At 68.7% G+C, this 17,178-nt stretch carries 9 protein-coding genes; 7 read left to right on the plus strand and 2 right to left on the minus strand.

The window, feature by feature from the left end:
• Positions 1-3: 3 nt before the first annotated feature.
• From pks2 to G154_RS18845, 6 genes are all read left to right on the plus strand, one after another.
• Positions 4-6,273, plus strand: coding sequence for a type I polyketide synthase (gene pks2 / locus G154_RS18820; protein WP_023985735.1), 6,270 nt, complete (start codon positions 4-6; stop codon positions 6,271-6,273).
• 61 nt (positions 6,274-6,334) lie between these two features.
• A complete protein-coding gene (locus G154_RS18825) occupies positions 6,335-7,780 on the plus strand; it encodes a condensation domain-containing protein (protein WP_023985736.1) in 1,446 nt (481 codons plus the stop codon).
• 31 nt (positions 7,781-7,811) lie between these two features.
• Positions 7,812-9,176: a hypothetical protein gene (locus G154_RS18830; protein WP_019513161.1), complete on the plus strand. Its 1,365-nt coding sequence runs from the start codon at positions 7,812-7,814 to the stop codon at positions 9,174-9,176.
• Positions 9,177-9,190: 14 nt separating this feature from the next.
• Positions 9,191-10,561, plus strand: a complete 1,371-nt coding sequence (locus G154_RS18835; protein ID WP_019513162.1) for a hypothetical protein — start codon at positions 9,191-9,193, stop codon at positions 10,559-10,561.
• Between the two features lie 56 nt (positions 10,562-10,617).
• The gene (locus G154_RS18840) at positions 10,618-12,363 is read left to right on the plus strand and encodes an AMP-binding protein (RefSeq protein ID WP_036480149.1); all 1,746 of its coding nucleotides are present in this window, start codon (positions 10,618-10,620) and stop codon (positions 12,361-12,363) included.
• Between the two features lie 3 nt (positions 12,364-12,366).
• Complete coding sequence (locus G154_RS18845) at positions 12,367-13,698, plus strand: hypothetical protein (RefSeq protein ID WP_019513164.1); 1,332 nt, start codon at positions 12,367-12,369, stop codon at positions 13,696-13,698.
• Between the two features lie 9 nt (positions 13,699-13,707).
• Here the strand turns inward: G154_RS18845 and G154_RS18850 are convergent, their stop codons facing one another.
• Both G154_RS18850 and G154_RS18855 read right to left on the minus strand, forming a co-directional pair.
• Positions 13,708-14,508, minus strand: a complete 801-nt coding sequence (locus G154_RS18850; protein ID WP_019513165.1) for a GAP family protein — start codon at positions 14,506-14,508, stop codon at positions 13,708-13,710.
• 43 nt (positions 14,509-14,551) lie between these two features.
• Positions 14,552-15,823, minus strand: a complete 1,272-nt coding sequence (locus G154_RS18855) for a glycosyltransferase (RefSeq protein ID WP_019513166.1) — start codon at positions 15,821-15,823, stop codon at positions 14,552-14,554.
• A gap of 108 nt (positions 15,824-15,931) precedes the next feature.
• Here G154_RS18855 and G154_RS18860 point away from each other — a divergent pair, with 108 nt between their 5' ends.
• Positions 15,932-17,167 (plus strand): hypothetical protein, encoded by a 1,236-nt coding sequence (locus tag G154_RS18860; RefSeq protein ID WP_019513167.1) that lies wholly within the window; start codon positions 15,932-15,934, stop codon positions 17,165-17,167.
• Positions 17,168-17,178 lie beyond the last annotated feature (11 nt).

Raw genomic sequence — 17,178 nt, forward strand, 5'->3', positions numbered from 1 at the left:
TTCGTGGTTGATACACCTGTCACAACTGTCGCCGTCATCGGGATGGCGTGCCGGTTGCCTGGCGGAATCGACTCACCTGACCGTATGTGGCAGGCGTTGCTCGGTGGCGAGGACCACGTCACCGTCATCCCGGCGGACCGCTGGGATGCCGACGAGTTCTACGATCCCGAGCCCGGTGTGCCCGGCCGGTCGGTCTCCAAATGGGGTGCCTTCCTCGACGACGTAGCCGGTTTCGACGCCGACTTCTTCGGTATCAGCGACCGTGAGGCCACCGCCGTGGACCCGCAGCACCGGCTGCTGCTGGAGACCGCGTGGGAGGCCATCGAGCACGCGGGCATCGACCCCGCGACGCTGCAGGGATCGCGCACCGGTGTGTTCATGGGCCTCACCCACGGCGACTACCAGCTGCTGGCCGCCGACGCGCACTCGATCGAGGGCCCCTACGGATTCACCGGCAACAATTTCAGCATGGCCTCGGGCCGCATCGCCTATCACCTCGGCGTGCACGGACCGGCCTACTCGGTGGATTCCGCATGCTCCTCCGGTCTGCTCGCCCTGCACCTCGGGTGCCGCAGCCTGCACGACGGCGACAGCGACCTGGTGCTCGCCGGTGGGGTGAACCTCGTCCTGGAGCCCCGCAAGTTGTCCTCGGGTTCCGCGCAGGGCATGTTGTCGCCCACCGGTCAGTGCCACGCGTTCGATGCGGCCGCCGACGGTTTCGTGCCGGGGGAGGCCACCGGCGTCGTGCTGCTCAAGCGGCTCGCCGATGCCGAACGCGACGGCGACCGCATCCTCGCGGTCGTGCGGGGTAGCGCGGTCAACCAGGACGGTCACACCGTCAACATCGCCACGCCCTCGCGCGACGCCCAGGAGGCCGTCTACCGCGCGGCGCTGGCGTCCGGCGGTATCGACCCGACCACCGTCGGCATGATCGAGGCGCACGGCACCGGAACTCCGGTCGGTGACCCGATCGAGTTCGCCGGCCTGGCCGCGGTGTACGGCACCGCGGGCCCCGTCGCGCTCGGCTCGTCGAAGACCAACTTCGGCCACGCCCAGTCCGCAGCGGGCACCATCGGCATCATCAAGAGCGTGCTGGCTCTGCAGCACGCGACGGTGCCGCCGAACGCCAACTTCAACCGGCTCCCCGACGAGCTCGCCAAGATCAAGACCGACCTCTTCGTGCCCGCCGAGATCACCCCGTGGCCCGTCACCGATGCACCGCGGCGCGCCGCGGTCTCGGCCTACGGACTGTCCGGCACCAACGTGCACGCCGTGCTCGAAGAGGCACCCGCCGTCCCGGCAGCCGCCACCGATACCGACGCGGCCGGTCACGTCTTCGCGCTGTCCTCGACCTCGGCCGAGGAACTGCGCCGCACCGCGGGCAGGCTGGCCGACTGGGTGGCGGCCCAGGGCGAGGACCTCAGCCTGCACGACCTCGCCTACACGCTGGCGCGTCGCCGTGCGCACCGGCCGGTGCGCACCACGGTGCTCGCCGACGACCGTGCGGGATTGATCGCCGCGTTGCGTGAGGTCGCCGACGGCGAGACGCCCTACCAGCGGGCCGTGGGCGATGGTGAACGCGGTCCGGTCTGGGTGTTCTCCGGTCAGGGCTCGCAGTGGGCCCGCATGGGTGCCGGGCTGCTCGACGGTGAGCCGGCCTTCGCCGCCGCCATCGCCGAACTCGAGCCGCTGATCGCCGCGGAGTCCGGTTTCTCGGTCACCGATGAGTTGACATCCGCGCAGACCGTCACCGGTATCGACAAGGTGCAGCCGACCGTGTTCGCCGTCCAGGTGGGCCTCGCCGCCACCCTGAAGGCCTACGGGGTGACTCCCGGTGCGGTGATCGGCCACTCGATGGGCGAGGTCGCCGCGTCGGTGGTCTCCGGTGTGCTGACCCTCGCCGACGGTGTCAAGGTCATCTGCCGCCGCTCCAAGCTGATGGCCACCATCGCCGGATCCGGTGCGATGGCCTCGGTCGAACTGCCCGCCCAGCAGGTGCTCTCCGAACTCGCGGCGCGCGGTGTCAACGACGTCGTGCTGTCGGTGGTCGCATCGCCGCGCTCGACCGTCGTCGGCGGCGCGAAGGAGTCGGTGCGTGAGCTGATCGCCGAATGGGAGAGCCGCGATGTGATGGCCCGTGAGGTCGCCGTCGACGTGGCCTCGCACTCTCCGCAGGTCGACCCGATCCTCGACGACCTGGCCGACGCGCTGGAGGACCTCGATCCGTCCGAGCCCGAGATCGACTACTACTCGGCGACCCTGTACGACCCGCGCGATATCGCCGACTTCGACGCCGACTACTGGGTCGACAACCTGCGCCACGCGGTGCGGTTCGCCGCGGCCGTGCAAGCGGCCCTCGAGGACGGTTACCGCGTCTTCACCGAGCTGTCGCCGCACCCGTTGCTCACCCATGCGGTCGACCAGACCGCAAGCAGCCTGGACATCGCGCACGCGGCGCTGGCCAGTGTGCGGCGTGAGCAGGAGCTGCCGCACGGGTTGCGGGCCGTGCTCGCCGATCTGCACAACGCCGGCGCCAGGGTGGACTTCTCGGCGCTCTATCCGACCGGCAACCTCGTCGACGCCCCGCTGCCGACCTGGACGCACCGCGAGCTGATCCTGGTGCGCGACCCGCTGGAACTGGCCCCCGGCGGTGCGACGCTGGCCGTGCATCCGCTCCTTGGCGCGCACGTTCGGCTGCCCGAGGAGCCCGAACGGCACGCCTGGCAGGCCGATGTCGGCACCGAGATCCAGCCGTGGCTGGGGGATCACCAGGTGCACAACGTGGCGGCACTGCCGGGTGCGGCGTATTGCGAGATGGCGTTGGCCGCAGCCCGCAACGTCCTCGGCGAGGACGCCGAGGTCCGCGATATCAGCTTCGACCAGATGTTGCTGCTGCAGGAGAGCACCGAGGTGACGGCGGCCGCGACCGTGACCCGCGAGGGATCCGCCGATTTCGCGGTCGAGACCTATCTCGACGGCGAGCAGGTCAAGCGGGCGTCGGCCACGCTGCGGGCCGCCGATGCCGATACCGTTCCCGCCGCCGTCGACATCGATGGCGAGCTGGCCGCGCACACGGTGCGTGTCGACGGTGCCGAGATGCGCGCCTGGTACAACCAGCGCGGCATCCAGTACGGCCCCGCGTTCGCCGGGTTGGTCGCCGTCTACGTCAACGATGGATCCGATGTGCAGTCGGACTCGGTGCTGGCCGAGGTGGCGCTGCCGGGGTCGATCCGCTCCCAGCAGGGCGCCTACGGCGTGCACCCGGCGCTGCTGGACGCCTGCTTCCAGGCCGTCGGCGCCCATCCCGCACTGCGCGGCGATACGACCGGCACCCTGATGCTGCCGCTGGGGGTGCGCCGGATGCGCGCATTCGGCTCCACCCGCAACGCGCACTACTGCCGCGCCACGATCATCGGTATCACCGCCAACGCCGTCGAGGTCGACCTCGACCTGCTCGACGAGGCAGGCACCGTGCTGCTGGCCGTCGGCGGTTTGCGGTTGGGCACCGGGGTTTCCGACAGCGGGCAGCGCGAGCGCACCTTCAACGACCGGTTGCTCACCGTCGAGTGGCGTCAGCAGGAGCTGCCCGAGGTCGACTACCACGGCGGCGGTCGGTGGTTGCTGATCAGCACCTCGGACGCGGCCGATCTGCTGGCCACCAGGCTTTCCGATGCGCTCAAGAGCCACGAGGCGGACGTCACCACCATGGTGTGGCCGCAGCATTCCGATCACGACACCCATGCCGCCCGGCTGCGTGAGCAGCTGGAGGCGCAGTCCTTCGGCCACGTTCTGGTGGTGACCCCGCCGCGGCACGGGGTGGCCGACGAACAGTCCGGCGTCCGCGGCGGCGACAACGTCCGGCACCTGGTCAAGATCGTCCGCGAGCTCCCGGAGGCACCGGGCGAGGCGCCGCGGCTGCACGTGCTGACGCGTAACGCCCAGACGGTGTCGGGTGAGGATTCCGCGAACCTGGACGAGGCCGGACTGCGTGGGCTGATCCGCGTGATCGGCACGGAGTACCCGCAGCTCAAGACCGCGCATATCGACGTCGACGACTACACCGATGCCACCCAGATCGCCGCGCAGCTGCTGTCCGGTTCCGATGAGGACGAGACCGCCTGGCGTTCCAGCCTGTGGTACGTGGCCCGGCTGACGCCCGGCGCGCTGCGGCCCGAGGACCGCCGCACGACGGTGGTCAATCCGGCCCGCGACGGGATGCGTCTGCAGATCCGCACGCCGGGGGATATCCAGTCCCTCGAGCTGGCGGCCTTCGAGCGGGTGGCACCAGGGCCCGGTCAGATCGAGGTCTCGGTCACCGCGTCGAACCTGAACTTCGCCGATGTGCTGGTGGCCTTCGGGCGTTACCCGTCCTTCGAGGGCCGGTTGCCCAAGCTGGGCGCCGATTTCGCCGGTGTCGTCACCGCGGTCGCGCCGGGGGTCACCGGGCACAAGGTCGGTGACCGCGTCGGCGGCATCTCCGCCGACGGCGCCTGGGCCACCTTCGTGACCTGTGATGCCAACCTGGCCGTCACGCTGCCGCCGGGGCTGCCCACCAATCGGGCAGCAGCGGTGCCGAGTGCGCACGCGACCGCCTGGTACAGCCTGCACGACCTGGCCCGCATCAGCGCCGGTGACAAGGTGTTGATCCACTCCGCCACCGGTGGTGTCGGCCAGGCGGCCGTCGCCATCGCGCGGGCCGCCGGGGCCGAGATCTTCGCCACCGCGGGCAGCGAGGCCCGTCGCGAGCTGTTGCGGGGCATGGGCATCGAACATGTCTACGATTCGCGCAGCACCGCGTTCGCCGACCAGATCCGCGTGGATACGGACGGCTACGGCGTCGATATCGTGCTCAACTCGCTGACCGGGGCCTCCCAGAAGGCCGGCCTCGAGCTGTTGTCGTTCGGCGGCCGGTTCGTCGAGATCGGCAAGCGCGACATCTACGGCGATACCCGGATGGGTCTGTTCCCGTTCCGTCGCAACCTGTCGTTCTACGCCGTCGACCTCGCGCTGCTGTCGCTGACCGATTCCGACACGCTGCGTCGCCTGCTGGAGGTCTGCTACCAGCAGATCGCCGACGGGGTGCTGCCGCTGCCGGAGACCACGCATTACCCGCTGCAGGACGGCGCCACGGCCATCCGCGTCATGGGTGCCGCCGAGCACACCGGCAAGCTCGTCCTGGACATCCCGCACGGTGGCCAGATCGACGCCGTGGTGCCGCCCGGTGAGTTTCGGGCGGCGCGGTCCGATTCGGCATACATCGTCACCGGCGGCCTCACCGGGCTCGGACTTTTCCTCGCCGAGAAGTTGGCCGACTCCGGTGCCGGACGGATCGTGCTCAACGGCCGGTCGGCACCGTCGGAGGCGGCCACCGAGGTCATCGATCGCATCCGCCGCGGCGGGACCGAGGTCGAGGTGCAGCGCGGGGACATCGCCGATCCCGAGACCGCCGACCGGCTGGTCGAGGCGGCGTGTGCAACCGGTTTCCCGCTGCGCGGCGTGTTGCACGGAGCGGCGGTCATCGAGGACGCGGTGTTGGCCAACATCACCGACGAACTCATCGAACGCGACTGGGCGCCAAAGGTTTACGGTGCGCTCAACCTGCACCGCGCGACCGCCAAGCAGGCGCTGGACTGGTTCTGCGTGTTCTCGTCGGCGGCGGCATTGGTCGGTTCGCCCGGCCAGGGCGCCTACGCCGCGGCCAACAGCTGGCTCGACGCCTTCACCCACTGGCGTCGCGGTCAGGGCCTGCCCGCGACATCGATCGCGTGGGGGCCCTGGTCGCAGATCGGTGCAGGCACGGCACTGGCGGAATCCGGCGAGGCGGCGATCGAGCCGGAGGAAGGCGCGTACGCGTTCGAGACGCTACTTCGCCACGATAGGCCGTACAGTGGGTATGCACCCGTGGTCGGCACCCCGTGGCTGGCGGCGTTCGCGCAGAGCAGTAAGTTCGCCGAAGCGTTCCGGTCGACGGGTCAGCGCAGTACCGGCAGCGCCTTCCTCGCGGAGCTGCACGAACTGCCGCGTGACGAGTGGCCGGCCCGGATGCGTCGCATGATCTCCGAGCAGATCAGCCTGATCTTGCGGCGGTCGGTTGATCCCGACCGTCCGCTTGCGGAGTACGGGCTGGACTCGCTGGGCACGCTCGAAGTACGAACCCGCATCGAGGCGGAGACAGGTATACGCATCGGATCCACGGATATTTCGACCATTCGGGTGCTCGCCGATCGTCTGTGTGACGTTCTCGCCCCCGAAGAAGTATCGGTTCCGTCATGATCGAAGGTCGTGCAACGTCGCTCGAACCCCGATCCGACGTCGTCGAAGCAGGAGACAGATTGTGGTAGCGATGAAACCGATCCATGACTGGGTCGGCGAACCAGGTGCCGTGATTTCCTGGCATCCCTCGCGGTCGACCCTGGCCAAGGTCAAGGACGCCCCGGTCAGTGATGTCCCGGTCAGCTACCAGCAGGCACAGCACCTGCTGGCCTACCGCAAGCATTCGGCCGCGGGCACCGATATGGCCAGGCTGAACATCCCGTCCTGGGATATCCCCGGACGCTGTGACGTCCGTGCCATGACGCATGTCATCAACGCGTACCTGCGCAGGCACGACACGTTCCACAGCTGGTTCGAGTACACCGAATCGGGCGAGATCCTGCGCCATACGCTCACCAATCCGCGCGATATCAAGTTCGTCGCCACCGAGCAGGGTGAGATGACCTCCCAGCAGTGGCGTGAGCACATCCTGGCCACCGCCAGCCCGTGGGAATGGGACTGCTTCCACGTCGGCGTGATCCAGCGCGCCGACCACTTCACGGTGTACATCAGCGTCGACCACGTGCACACCGACGCCATGTTCATGGGCCTGGCCTTCGTCGAGATCCACATGATGTACAACGCCCTCGTCGAAGGTGCTGCCCCGCTCAAGCTGCCCGAGCCGGGCAGCTATGACACCTACTGCCGCGAACAGCACGAGTACGTCTCGGCGCTGACCACGGATTCTCCCGAGGTGGCGGGCTGGATCGACTTCCTGGAGAGCAGTGGCGGCTCGTTGCCGACGTTCCCCCTGCCGTTGGGTGACCCCTCGGTCGCCTACACCGGCGATGTCATCACCCTGCCGCTGTTGGACAAGGAACAGGGCGACCGGTTCGAGGCCATGTGCATCGCGGCCGGCGCCCGCTTCAGCGGTGGCGTCTTCGCCTGTGGTGCCATCGCGCATGCCGCCCTGACCGGCGACGACGTCTACCGCGTGATCACGCCGACCACGACCCGGCGCACGCCCGCGGAGTTCATGACCACCGGCTGGTTCACCGGCCTGGTGCCGATCACCGTCCCGGTGGACACCGAGACCTTCGGCAACACCGCCCGCGCCGCGCAGGAGTCCTTCGACGGCGGGCTGGACCTGGCCCACGTCCCGGTCGAGCGGGTGCTGGAGCTGGGTGCGGAATCACACGGCCTGCGCGCACCCAACGGTGGTGTGCCGATGCTGTCCTACCTCGACGTCGGGCTGCTCTCGCCCGGTGTGATCGCCGAATGGCAGCGGCTCAACGGCACCATCTGGAGCGACTCCCGCGCCGCCTATCAGGTGGGAATGTGGGTCAACCGGGTCGAACACGAGACCACCGTCACCGCGGCGTTCCCGGCGAACCCGATCGCCCGCGAATCGGTCCTGCGCTATCTGGAGGCGATGAAGGCCGTATATGTCAGCGTCGTCGAAGGTCGCGATCTCGCGATCCTGCCGATCGGTGCCGACGCCGCGAGCCTGAACCTCAAGACGGCCTGATCGCCCTGTTCGCATCGGAGGTGTCGACGCGATGAGTCGTGCCGCCACACGGCCGGCGCAGCGGGACGACCGGATCGACTTCACCGATCAGGCGATGTTCCTCGGCCTGCGTGCCACCGGCCAGGAGGCCGTCATGCAGATCGTGTGGATCTACGAACGTCCCGTCGATCTCGACGCCATCCGCGGATTCCATGCCCACATCGGGTACGGGCTGCTGGGTAGGCGTATCGAACGGTCCGCGCTGCGATTCGGTCGGCACCGCTGGGTGTCGGCGCTGGGCCCGCAGTCCGAGCTCGACTTCGCCGCACCGCGTCCGCGCGCGGAACTGGGCCGCTGGATCGACGAGCGGTCGGCCATGCCGCTGGACCCCGAGTACGGGCCCGCCTGGCATGTCGGTGTGCTGCCCATGACCGACGGCGCGACCGCGGTCAGCATCGTCATATCGCACTGTGTCAGCGACGGGGGCGGTGCCCTGGCGGCGATGGTCAACGCCATCCATCGCCGACGCCTGGACTTCGGCTACCCGCCGCCGGGGTCACGGACCCGTGCCCGGGCGCTGCGCGCCGATCTGCGCGATACCGTGCGCGGTCTTCCCGAGGTGGGTCGCACCGTGGTCGAGGCGGCTCGCCAGGCGCTGCGCCGACGCGACGAACTCACCGCATCGGGGTCCACCAAATCCGCGGTCAGCGGCCCTGACGAGCAGGTCTTCACCCCATCGGCGACGGTCCGCATCGCACTTACCGACTGGGACCGCCGGGCCGGCGAACTCGGCGGCAACGGTCATTCGCTGGTGGCCGGGTTCGTCGCCAAACTCGCCGAGCAGATCGGCCGGGTGGGGCCCGACGGCATGGTGACCCTCAACATCCCGCAGGGCGACCGCAGGCCCGGCGACGACGACACCCGGGCCAACGCGGTGATCCTGGTCAATCTGGCCATCGACCCGGCCAAGGTCACCGTCGACCTCGCCGACGCGCGCGCGGCCCTGAGAGAGGGTCTGCGGGTGGCCCGCGAGGTGCCCAACGACGATCTCAAGCTGCTTCCGCTGACCCCGTTCATCCCGAAGCGGGTGGTGCGCAAGATGGCCGACGTGGCCTTCGGCTTTTCCACCGAGCTACCGGTGTCGTGCTCGAACATGGGTGATGTGCCCCCGGACCTGCCGAATATCGACGGCACACCGGCCGATGTGGTGTTCCTGCGCGGTATCGACCGGGTGGCCACCCGGCATGCGTTGGAGCAGCGGTGCGGGCTGCTCACCGTGGTCGCGGGCCGGATCAACGGTGCCGAGGTGTTGACGTTCGCCGCGTATGCGCCGGGCGCGGAGAACACCACCGCCTGGTTGCGGGCCGAATTGGACAAGACGCTGGCCGCCTTCGAGCTGTCCGGTGTGATCGAGTAAAGAGGGGACAGTCTGTGGAGTTCACCAACGGCGACGCCGTGGGCAATCGGCTGACGCTGTGGGACGAGGCGATGGTGCGCGCCAACCGCGCGACCGGCCGGGTGCAGATGATCCAGGTGGTCTGGGTCTACGAGCACCCGGTGAACATGGACCAGGTGCGCCGATTCCACCGCAACTTCGGTTACGGGATGGCGGGCCGCCGGGTCGAACGATCCCCGTTGCCGTTCGGCAGATACCGGTGGGTGGCCGCGCTCGGCCCGGCCGCACCGCTGCACGTCAACACCGATCCGTTGCCGCGCGCGGAGATCGGGGACTGGGCCGACCGGTGGGCGCAGGTCACGGTCGATCCGGAGGACGGACCGGGGTGGCAGATGGCCGTGCAGTCCTTCACCGACGGCGTGACGGCCATCTCGGTGGTGGGTTCGCACTGCCTGGGTGACGGGGTGGCCGCGCTGCTGGCGGTGGGCACGGCGGTGGCCGGTGCCAACATCGACATCGGCTATCCGCCGCCGCTGTCGCGGCGGACCGGTCGCGCGATCGTCGAGGACCTGCGCGAGACCGTCCGCGAACTCCCGACCATCGCCCGCGCCGCGCGTAAGGCGGTCAAGGTGCTGCGCGCCGGAGCCCAGGAGGCCGCCCAGGAGGCCGCGCCGAAGGGCGCCCCCGCCCGCCCGGCCATCGCCGATCCGCACGAGCGCGTCATCGTGCCCGCCATCACCGCCTATGTCGATCTGGCGGAGTGGGACGCCAGGGCCGAGTCCCTCGGCGGCAACGGTTATTCGATGCTCGCCGCGATCTGCGCCAAGCTCGGTGAACGGATGGGCAGGCGTAACCCGGACGGCAACATCTCGCTGCTGATCGCCATCAGCGACCGCACCGCCCAGACCGACGTCCGGGCCAACGCGATGTCCTTGGTCAACGCCAAGATCGATCCGACGGATCTGACCAAGGACCTCAGCGGCACCCGCGCCACGCTGCGCAACGCGCTGAAGTCCGCCAAGGACCAGCCCGACGAGATCCTCGAGCTGATGCCGCTGACGCCGCTGGTTCCCAAGCGACTGGTGAAGAAGGTCGCCGACATCATGATCGCCTCCGACGACAAGCCGGTGGTCTGCTCCAACATGGGCGATCTGCCCTCGATGCTGGCCAGCGTCGATGGCACCGAGGCCGAGTACACATCGTTCTTCGGCATCGACCAGGCCACCCCGCGGGTCGAGCTCGAAAGTGGAGACGGTCAGTTGGTCGTCGTGTCCGGTCGGCTCAATGGCAAGGTCATCATCGGCATCGTCGCCTATGAGGCCGGGGCGGAGAACTCGAAGTCCCGGTTGCGCACGCTCACCACCGAGGCGCTGGCTGAATTCGACCTCACCGGCGTGTTCGTTTAATACTGCTTACCGATTGAGCTGGTTCTCGAAAGAGAATTGCCGAGAAAGGCATCACCGTGTCCGACACCAACCTCATCGGCGTGCTGCGCGAGCGTGCGAGCCTGCAGCCTGAGGACATCGCGTACACCTTCATGGACTACGACCATGAATGGGATGGCGTGGCCACCACCCTGACGTGGTCCCAGCTGTATCGCAGGGTCCGCAATCTGGCCTCCGAGATGCGCCAGATCGGTCAGCTCGGCGACCGTGCCGTCATCCTGGCACCGCAGAGCCTGGAGTACGTGATCGGTTTCCTGGCCTCGCTGGAGGCGGGCATCATCGCGGTGCCGCTGTCGGTGCCGATGGTCGGCCAGCATGACGAGCGGGTGTCCGCGGTGATCAAGGACTCCACGCCCGCGATCATCCTGACCACCTCGTCGGTGGCCGCGACCGTCGCCGAGTACGCCAAGACCGATGACGGTGCCGCCGCGGCCACCGTCATCGAGGTCGACGCCTTGGATCTGGAGGCCCGCCGCAAGTCGCTGTCCAGCCGCGAGCAGAAGCCCGAGTATCTGCAGTACACGTCCGGCTCGACGCGGACCCCGGCCGGGGTGATGGTCACCCACCGCAACCTCACCTCGAACTTCGAGCAGATGATGTGCGCGTTCTTCCCGCACTTCGGCAAGGTGCCGCCCTCGGGCGCCCACGTGGTGTCGTGGTTGCCCTTCTATCACGACATGGGTCTGCTGCTCGGCATCGTCGCCCCGGTGCTCGGCGGCTGGAGCACCGTGTTCACCACCCCGTTGTCGTTCCTGGCTCGCCCCGCCCGCTGGATCCAGCTGATGGGCAGCTACCCGCGCGTCGTCACCGGCGGCCCGAACTTCGCCTTCGAACTGGCCGCCGGTCGGACCACCGACGAGGATCTCGACGGTATCGACCTCAGTGACGTGATCGCCGTGTACAGCGGCGCCGAGCGGGTGCACGAAGCGACCCTGAAGCGGTTCTCGCAGCGGTTCGCCAAGTTCAACTTCGACGAGGGGGTCATCCGGCCCTCGTACGGCCTGGCCGAGGCAACGCTGTTCGTCGGCACCGGCGTTCCCGGCCCGCCCAGCGTGGTGTCCTTCGATCCGGAGAAGTTGTCCGCCGGGGTGGCCGAGCGCACCGCCGACGGCAGCGGAACGAAACTGGTCGGATACGGCCGCCCGGAGGACCCCGTGGTGCGCATCGTCGATGCGGAGACGCTGATCGAGGTGCCTGCCGGCGGTATCGGCGAGATCTGGTCCCACGGCGAGAACAACTGCCTCGGCTACTGGGACAAGCCCGAACAGACCGAGCACACCTTCGGCGGGATGATCACCAACCCGTCCGAGGGCACGCCCGCGGGCCCCTGGTTGCGCACCGGTGACCTCGGCTTCCTCTCAGACGGTGAGCTGTTCATCATCGGCCGGATCAAGGATCTGCTGATCGTGCGCGGCAGCAACCACTATCCCGACGATATCGAGGCGACCATCCAGGAGATCACCGGTGGCCGGGTGGCGGCGATCGCGGTAGACGGGGACCGCAGCGAGCAGCTCGTCGCGATCATCGAGGTCAAGAAGCGCGGTGACTCCGAGGCCGAGGTGATGGAGAACCTCCTCAACATCAAACGCTCCGTGGCATCGGCGGTATCGCAGACGCACGGTATCGCTGCCGCCGACCTGGTGCTGGTGCCGCGCGGGGCCATCCCGATCACCACCAGCGGCAAGATCCGCCGCCAATCCTGTGTGCAGAAGTACCGTGACGGCGAGTTCGCGCGGCTCGACGAAAACCTGCAAACGGTGTGACCGGTGGGTGACAACACCCTGGCCTATATCGACCAGGCGTCGTTCCTGGGGCTGCGGGCCCTCGGCCGCGGCCCGATCGTCCAGACGGTCTGGGTGTATGACCGGCCGGTCGACATCGACGGTCTGCGGCGGTTGCGCCGCGAACTGGGCCACGGCCTGCTGGGCAGGCGGATCGAACGATCGGTCCTGCCGTTCGGCAGGCACCGGTGGGTGGCCGACACCAGCGCGCCGACACTCGACCTCTCGGTACAGGAGATATCCCGCAGCGAGGTGGGGGACTGGGCCAACAGCCGGCTCGCGGTGCCGATCGATCCGGAACGCGGCCCGGGATGGCGGCTGGCGGTTCAGCCGTTGGTCGACGGTGGCGGGGCGGTCAGCCTCACCGCCTCGCACTCCCTGGTCGACGGCCTCGGGTTCATCTCTGCCGTCACCGACGGCGTGAACGGTGTGCGGCACGATCTGGGTTACCCACCGCCCGGATCTCGGCCGCGTCGAAGGGCTTTCGCTCAGGACGCCCGCCAGACGCTGGCCGCTGTACCGGAGCTGGCCGCCGCGGTGGTGGCCTCGGCGCGGGTCGCCAGGGCTGAGCGCGCAGACCTCACGACGTCGATCAAGGCCGCCGGGGACGTGCCGCCCGGCGACGACGTGCCGATGGTTCCGCCGTCGGTGATCACCTTCGTCGATCTCGATCAGTGGGATGCCTGCGCGAAACGGCTTGGCGGCAGTAGTAATTCGCTGTTCGCCGGACTCGCGGCCCGAATCGGTGCACGCCTGGGCCGGTTGAACTCGGCAGGCCGGGCGAATCTGTCCTGGCCGGTGAGCGAGCGTACTGCCGGTGATACCAGGGCCAATGCGCTGGTGTCGGTATCGATGACAGCCGACCCGGACGAGGTGCTCGGCGATCTGGGCGGGGTCCGCGCCGCCATGCGGCAGGCACTCGCGGAGTCCGCGCAGACCTCGGTGAAACTGACCGGCCCGCTGCCACTCACCCCGTTCACCCCCAAGGTCGTCCTGCGACGGCTGGAGGGCATGGTGCTCGCGGTCAACGATCCGATCGGCTGCTCGAATCTCGGCGAGCCCGAGGACGCGTTCAGCCGGCCCGACGGTACTCCCGCAGATTTCGTGTTGATGCGCGGTGTGGAGCCCAACGTGACCAGCAGGGAGCTCAACCGGATCGGTGGCCAACTCGTGTTGGGCGGAATCCGGGCCAGGGGACGGTTCGGGGTCTCGGTATCAGCCTGGTCGGTGCGCGGGCCGAACTCGAAAGCAGCGCTGCGCGAACTGGTCTCGGCGGCTTACGCGGACTTCGGACTCACCGGGCTGGTCGAGCTGTAGTCCGACCGGTCACAGGCCGGTGATACCGAGCCCGATCAGGATCAAGCCGGCGATCGCGACGAAAACACCTGCCTGCTTGCGGGTTCGGCTGCGCACCCACGAGTTCATCTGCTGCACCCAGGTCCGGGTCTTCTCCGGCGCCACGATGAAGCTCAGCATCGGCAACGTCGCGGCCCACCCGGCCAGCAGCAGGAAGGTCAGCAGCGCCAATCCCTGCTCCAGCGGCGGGGTTTGGGACGCGATGATGATCGCGAGCAACGCGAAATAGTCGATACTCGGCATCGCCGTCGCGGCACCGATGGACGCCGCGAACACCGGCGACTCACTCTTGAGGAACCGGCGGATCCGCGCGAGGAAACGCGTCCGCCGGCGCGGCGGTGTGGTTTCGGCGACCAGATCGGCCACGTGCTCCTCATGGCCCGCACCATCAGTGTCCGAACGATCAGTGCCCGCACCGTGATTGCCTGCGCCGTCGACCGCGGCGGCCTCGCCACCACCGGCCGGAATCTTGTCCTTCGGCCGGAACCGGTCCAGCGGGATTTTCGAGGCCAGTACCGCGCCCAGCAGCACCAGCACCGCGCCGAAGGCGATCTGGAGTGGCGCGGGGTGAATGTTGCTGTCGCCCAGGAAACTGCGGTGGAAGACGAACAGGACGGTCAGTCCGACGCTGAGGCTGATCGTCAGCCCGGTGCACTGGAAGACGATGAGGTGTCGGATGGGATGCCGTCTGGTCAGCAACAGGGCGATCAACCCGAGGCGTGTGGGTTCGATGCTGACGGTGAGGCCGAGCAGCACAACGGTCGTCCACACGAGCGCAAACGGTACCGTTTGGGTTCGCCGTCGGCAACTTGCGTCACCCGCCGGTGCGCGCCGCCTCCTCGAGCAGGTCGGCGGCAGTCCCGACGCTCTGCGATGCCGGGCGCATCCTTCCGGCGAGCAAACGCGCGCTCTCGGCGACACCCGGCGCCAGCACGGTGCGCAGGTCGGCGAGCAGGGAGTCCCGGGCGGTGGCCGAGAATCGACGGTAGGCGCCGACGCCGAGACGCGCGACCTGTTTGCCCCACAGTGGTTGTTCGGCGGCCACCCACAACACCAGGGTGGGGATCCCGGCGCGCAGGCCGGCAGCGGTCGTGCCGGCACCACCGTGGTGGACGACGGCGCGACACGACGGGAACACCGCCGAATGGTTGACCGCGGGCACGACCAGGACGGCATCGGTGGGCGCGGTCTCGTCGAACGCCGAGAAACCCGCGCAGATAAGCGCGCGCTCACCCAGCTCGGCGCAGACATCGGTGATCATGCGCACCGCCTCGGCGGGGGAGTCCAGCGGCATACTGCCGAACCCGAAGTAGATCGGCGGGCTGCCGCCCGCGATCCACGACATCACCTCCTGGTCCACCCCGGTGGACTTCTGCAATGTCATGGACCCGATGAGAGGGCGCCGTTCGCCCCATTCGGCGGCCAGCCCGGGGAAGAACACCGGATCGTAGGCCTGGATCTCCAGCGCGCCACCGGAGACGATGCGGGTCACCGGTGAGTTCTTCGCCGGTGCCAGACCCAACTCCGCACGCTGGCGGGCCTCGGCCGGTCGCAACAGCTGCCAATGCACCCATGAGCCGGCCGCATACCCCGCGGCGAGGATCGCCTTCGGTACGCGCACCGGCAGCAGTTGGCTGTTGGCGCGCACCGGGAAGTAGTGCACCTCGGCGAGCGGAAGCCCGCGGGCCTCGGCGATGTTGGCGGCGATCTCCTGATAAGCGGTACCGGTCACGATCAGATCCGCGTCGCCGGCCAGCGACAGCAGTGTCCGGCTCATCTCGTCCCAACCGCGGGTGGCCGCTGCCCTTGCCCTACGCACCGCGTCGAGGGGATTACCCAGCCGCATCCAGTCCGCCGGGGTGGCCGCGGTGAGCGCGTCGGGGCGTTCGAAGACATCGCCCTCGAGCTGCTTCTGGGAATCGGGGCCGTAGCCGACGGCGGGCAGCCCGACCGACTCGACGAACCCGACCAGATTCGGTGGCACCGCCATCGGCACGTCGTGTCCGCGGCGCTGAAGCTCAAGAGCCACGGCCGCACACGGTTCTACGTCGCCGCGGGTGCCGTGGATGGTGATCGCGATCTTCATCGGTCGCCGTCGTCGAGCGGCGCACCGTGGCATCCGGTCGGCACGCCGACAGACTATATACTCGCCGCGTCAGGCGGCACGGGCCGCCATAATTTCAGAAGGGGCCAGATGACGAGCAGCGCGGTCAGCACCGGCCCCAGCCGCCGCTACTACCTGACGTTCGGTGTCCTGCTGTTCGTGTGGGCCACGATTTTGGTGCTGGTCGCGGCGAGGTTCGTCCCGGACGGTTATTGGTACTCCTATTTCTCCGTCGACTATTCGCAGGGCTTCATCCGACGCGGCTTGGCCGGCGAGATCGTCAACCTGTTCCCCGACGAGCGGTACTTCGGCGCGTTGGCGGTGCTGCGCTGGGTGCCGACGGTGGTGTTCGCCCTCGGCCTTGCCGCGGTGGCCTGGTTCGTCGCGGTGCGCAGCGGCCGATCCGATCGCAGGTGGTTGCTGGCGCTCCTGATTCCCTTGCTGCCCTTCGGTTTTGCCTTCGGTGTGTTCTCGGCGCGGACAGATCTGCTCGGCGCCGCGGCGCTGGCCGTGTTCGCGGTCGTCCTGGCCGCGGTCACCACCCGTCGCGCGGTGATCATCAGCGCGGCGGTATACGGCGCGGTCACCGTGGTGCTGACCCTGATCCACGAGGCAACCGTCTTCCTGTTCGGGCTCGGCGCGATCGTGGCGCTGGTGGTGCTGGCGGCGCACCTCGGTACCGGCGCCCTGCGCCTGTGTGCGGCGCTGGCCCTGGGTCCCGGCATCGTCGCGGCTCTGACGGTGTCGTTGTTCGGTGCCCGTGGGAAGTCGGCGGCGCTGTGCGAGGTGGTGCCGCACGGCGTGATGAACCATCCGCTGGCCGGTAATCCGACACCGGGTCAGCTGCTGCGTGGATTCCGCTACGAGGTCGATTATCACGACTGGATGTGCCGGGCGATCCTGCCGCTGTTCGACCAGAGCTTCGGAGATGCGCTGGGCTTCGTCGCCAGCATCGGGGCGGTGGCGCTGGTGGGATCGACCATCTACGGCGTCGTGGTGCTTGCGGTGTCGATGGGCCTCATCGCCGAGGTGTCCGGCGTATCGGTGGCACGGTTCCGCGACGCCTTGTCGGCGCAGCGAGCCGCGGTCGCCGTCGGGCTGGTACTGATCCTGCCGGTGTTCCTGACCGGCGTGGACTGGATCCGATGGTGGGTCATCATCGCCTTCGACCTCGCCATCGTGTTCCTGCTGTTCGTGAGTCGCCGAGCCGAGATCGACCAACCCGCGACGCCTCGCTCGGTGAAGGTGCTCACGGTGTTCGCCCTCGTGCTGGCGTTGGTGCCGATCGGCATCATCCCGGGATTCGGTGCGCCGGTACCGATGTGATCCGTACCGAT

The sequence above is a fragment of the Mycobacterium sp. VKM Ac-1816D genome, from assembly GCF_000416385.1.
GTDB lineage: Bacteria > Actinomycetota > Actinomycetes > Mycobacteriales > Mycobacteriaceae > Mycobacterium > Mycobacterium neoaurum_A.

What these genes read in the sequence shown, in the direction of transcription:
- G154_RS18855 (WP_019513166.1), bottom strand. Translation starts at nt 15,823, where the DNA reads ATGAAGATCGCGATCACCATCCACGGCACCCGCGGCGACGTAGAACCG.
- G154_RS18860 (WP_019513167.1), top strand. Translation starts at nt 15,932, where the DNA reads ATGACGAGCAGCGCGGTCAGCACCGGCCCCAGCCGCCGCTACTACCTG.
- G154_RS18830 (WP_019513161.1), top strand. Translation starts at nt 7,812, where the DNA reads ATGAGTCGTGCCGCCACACGGCCGGCGCAGCGGGACGACCGGATCGAC.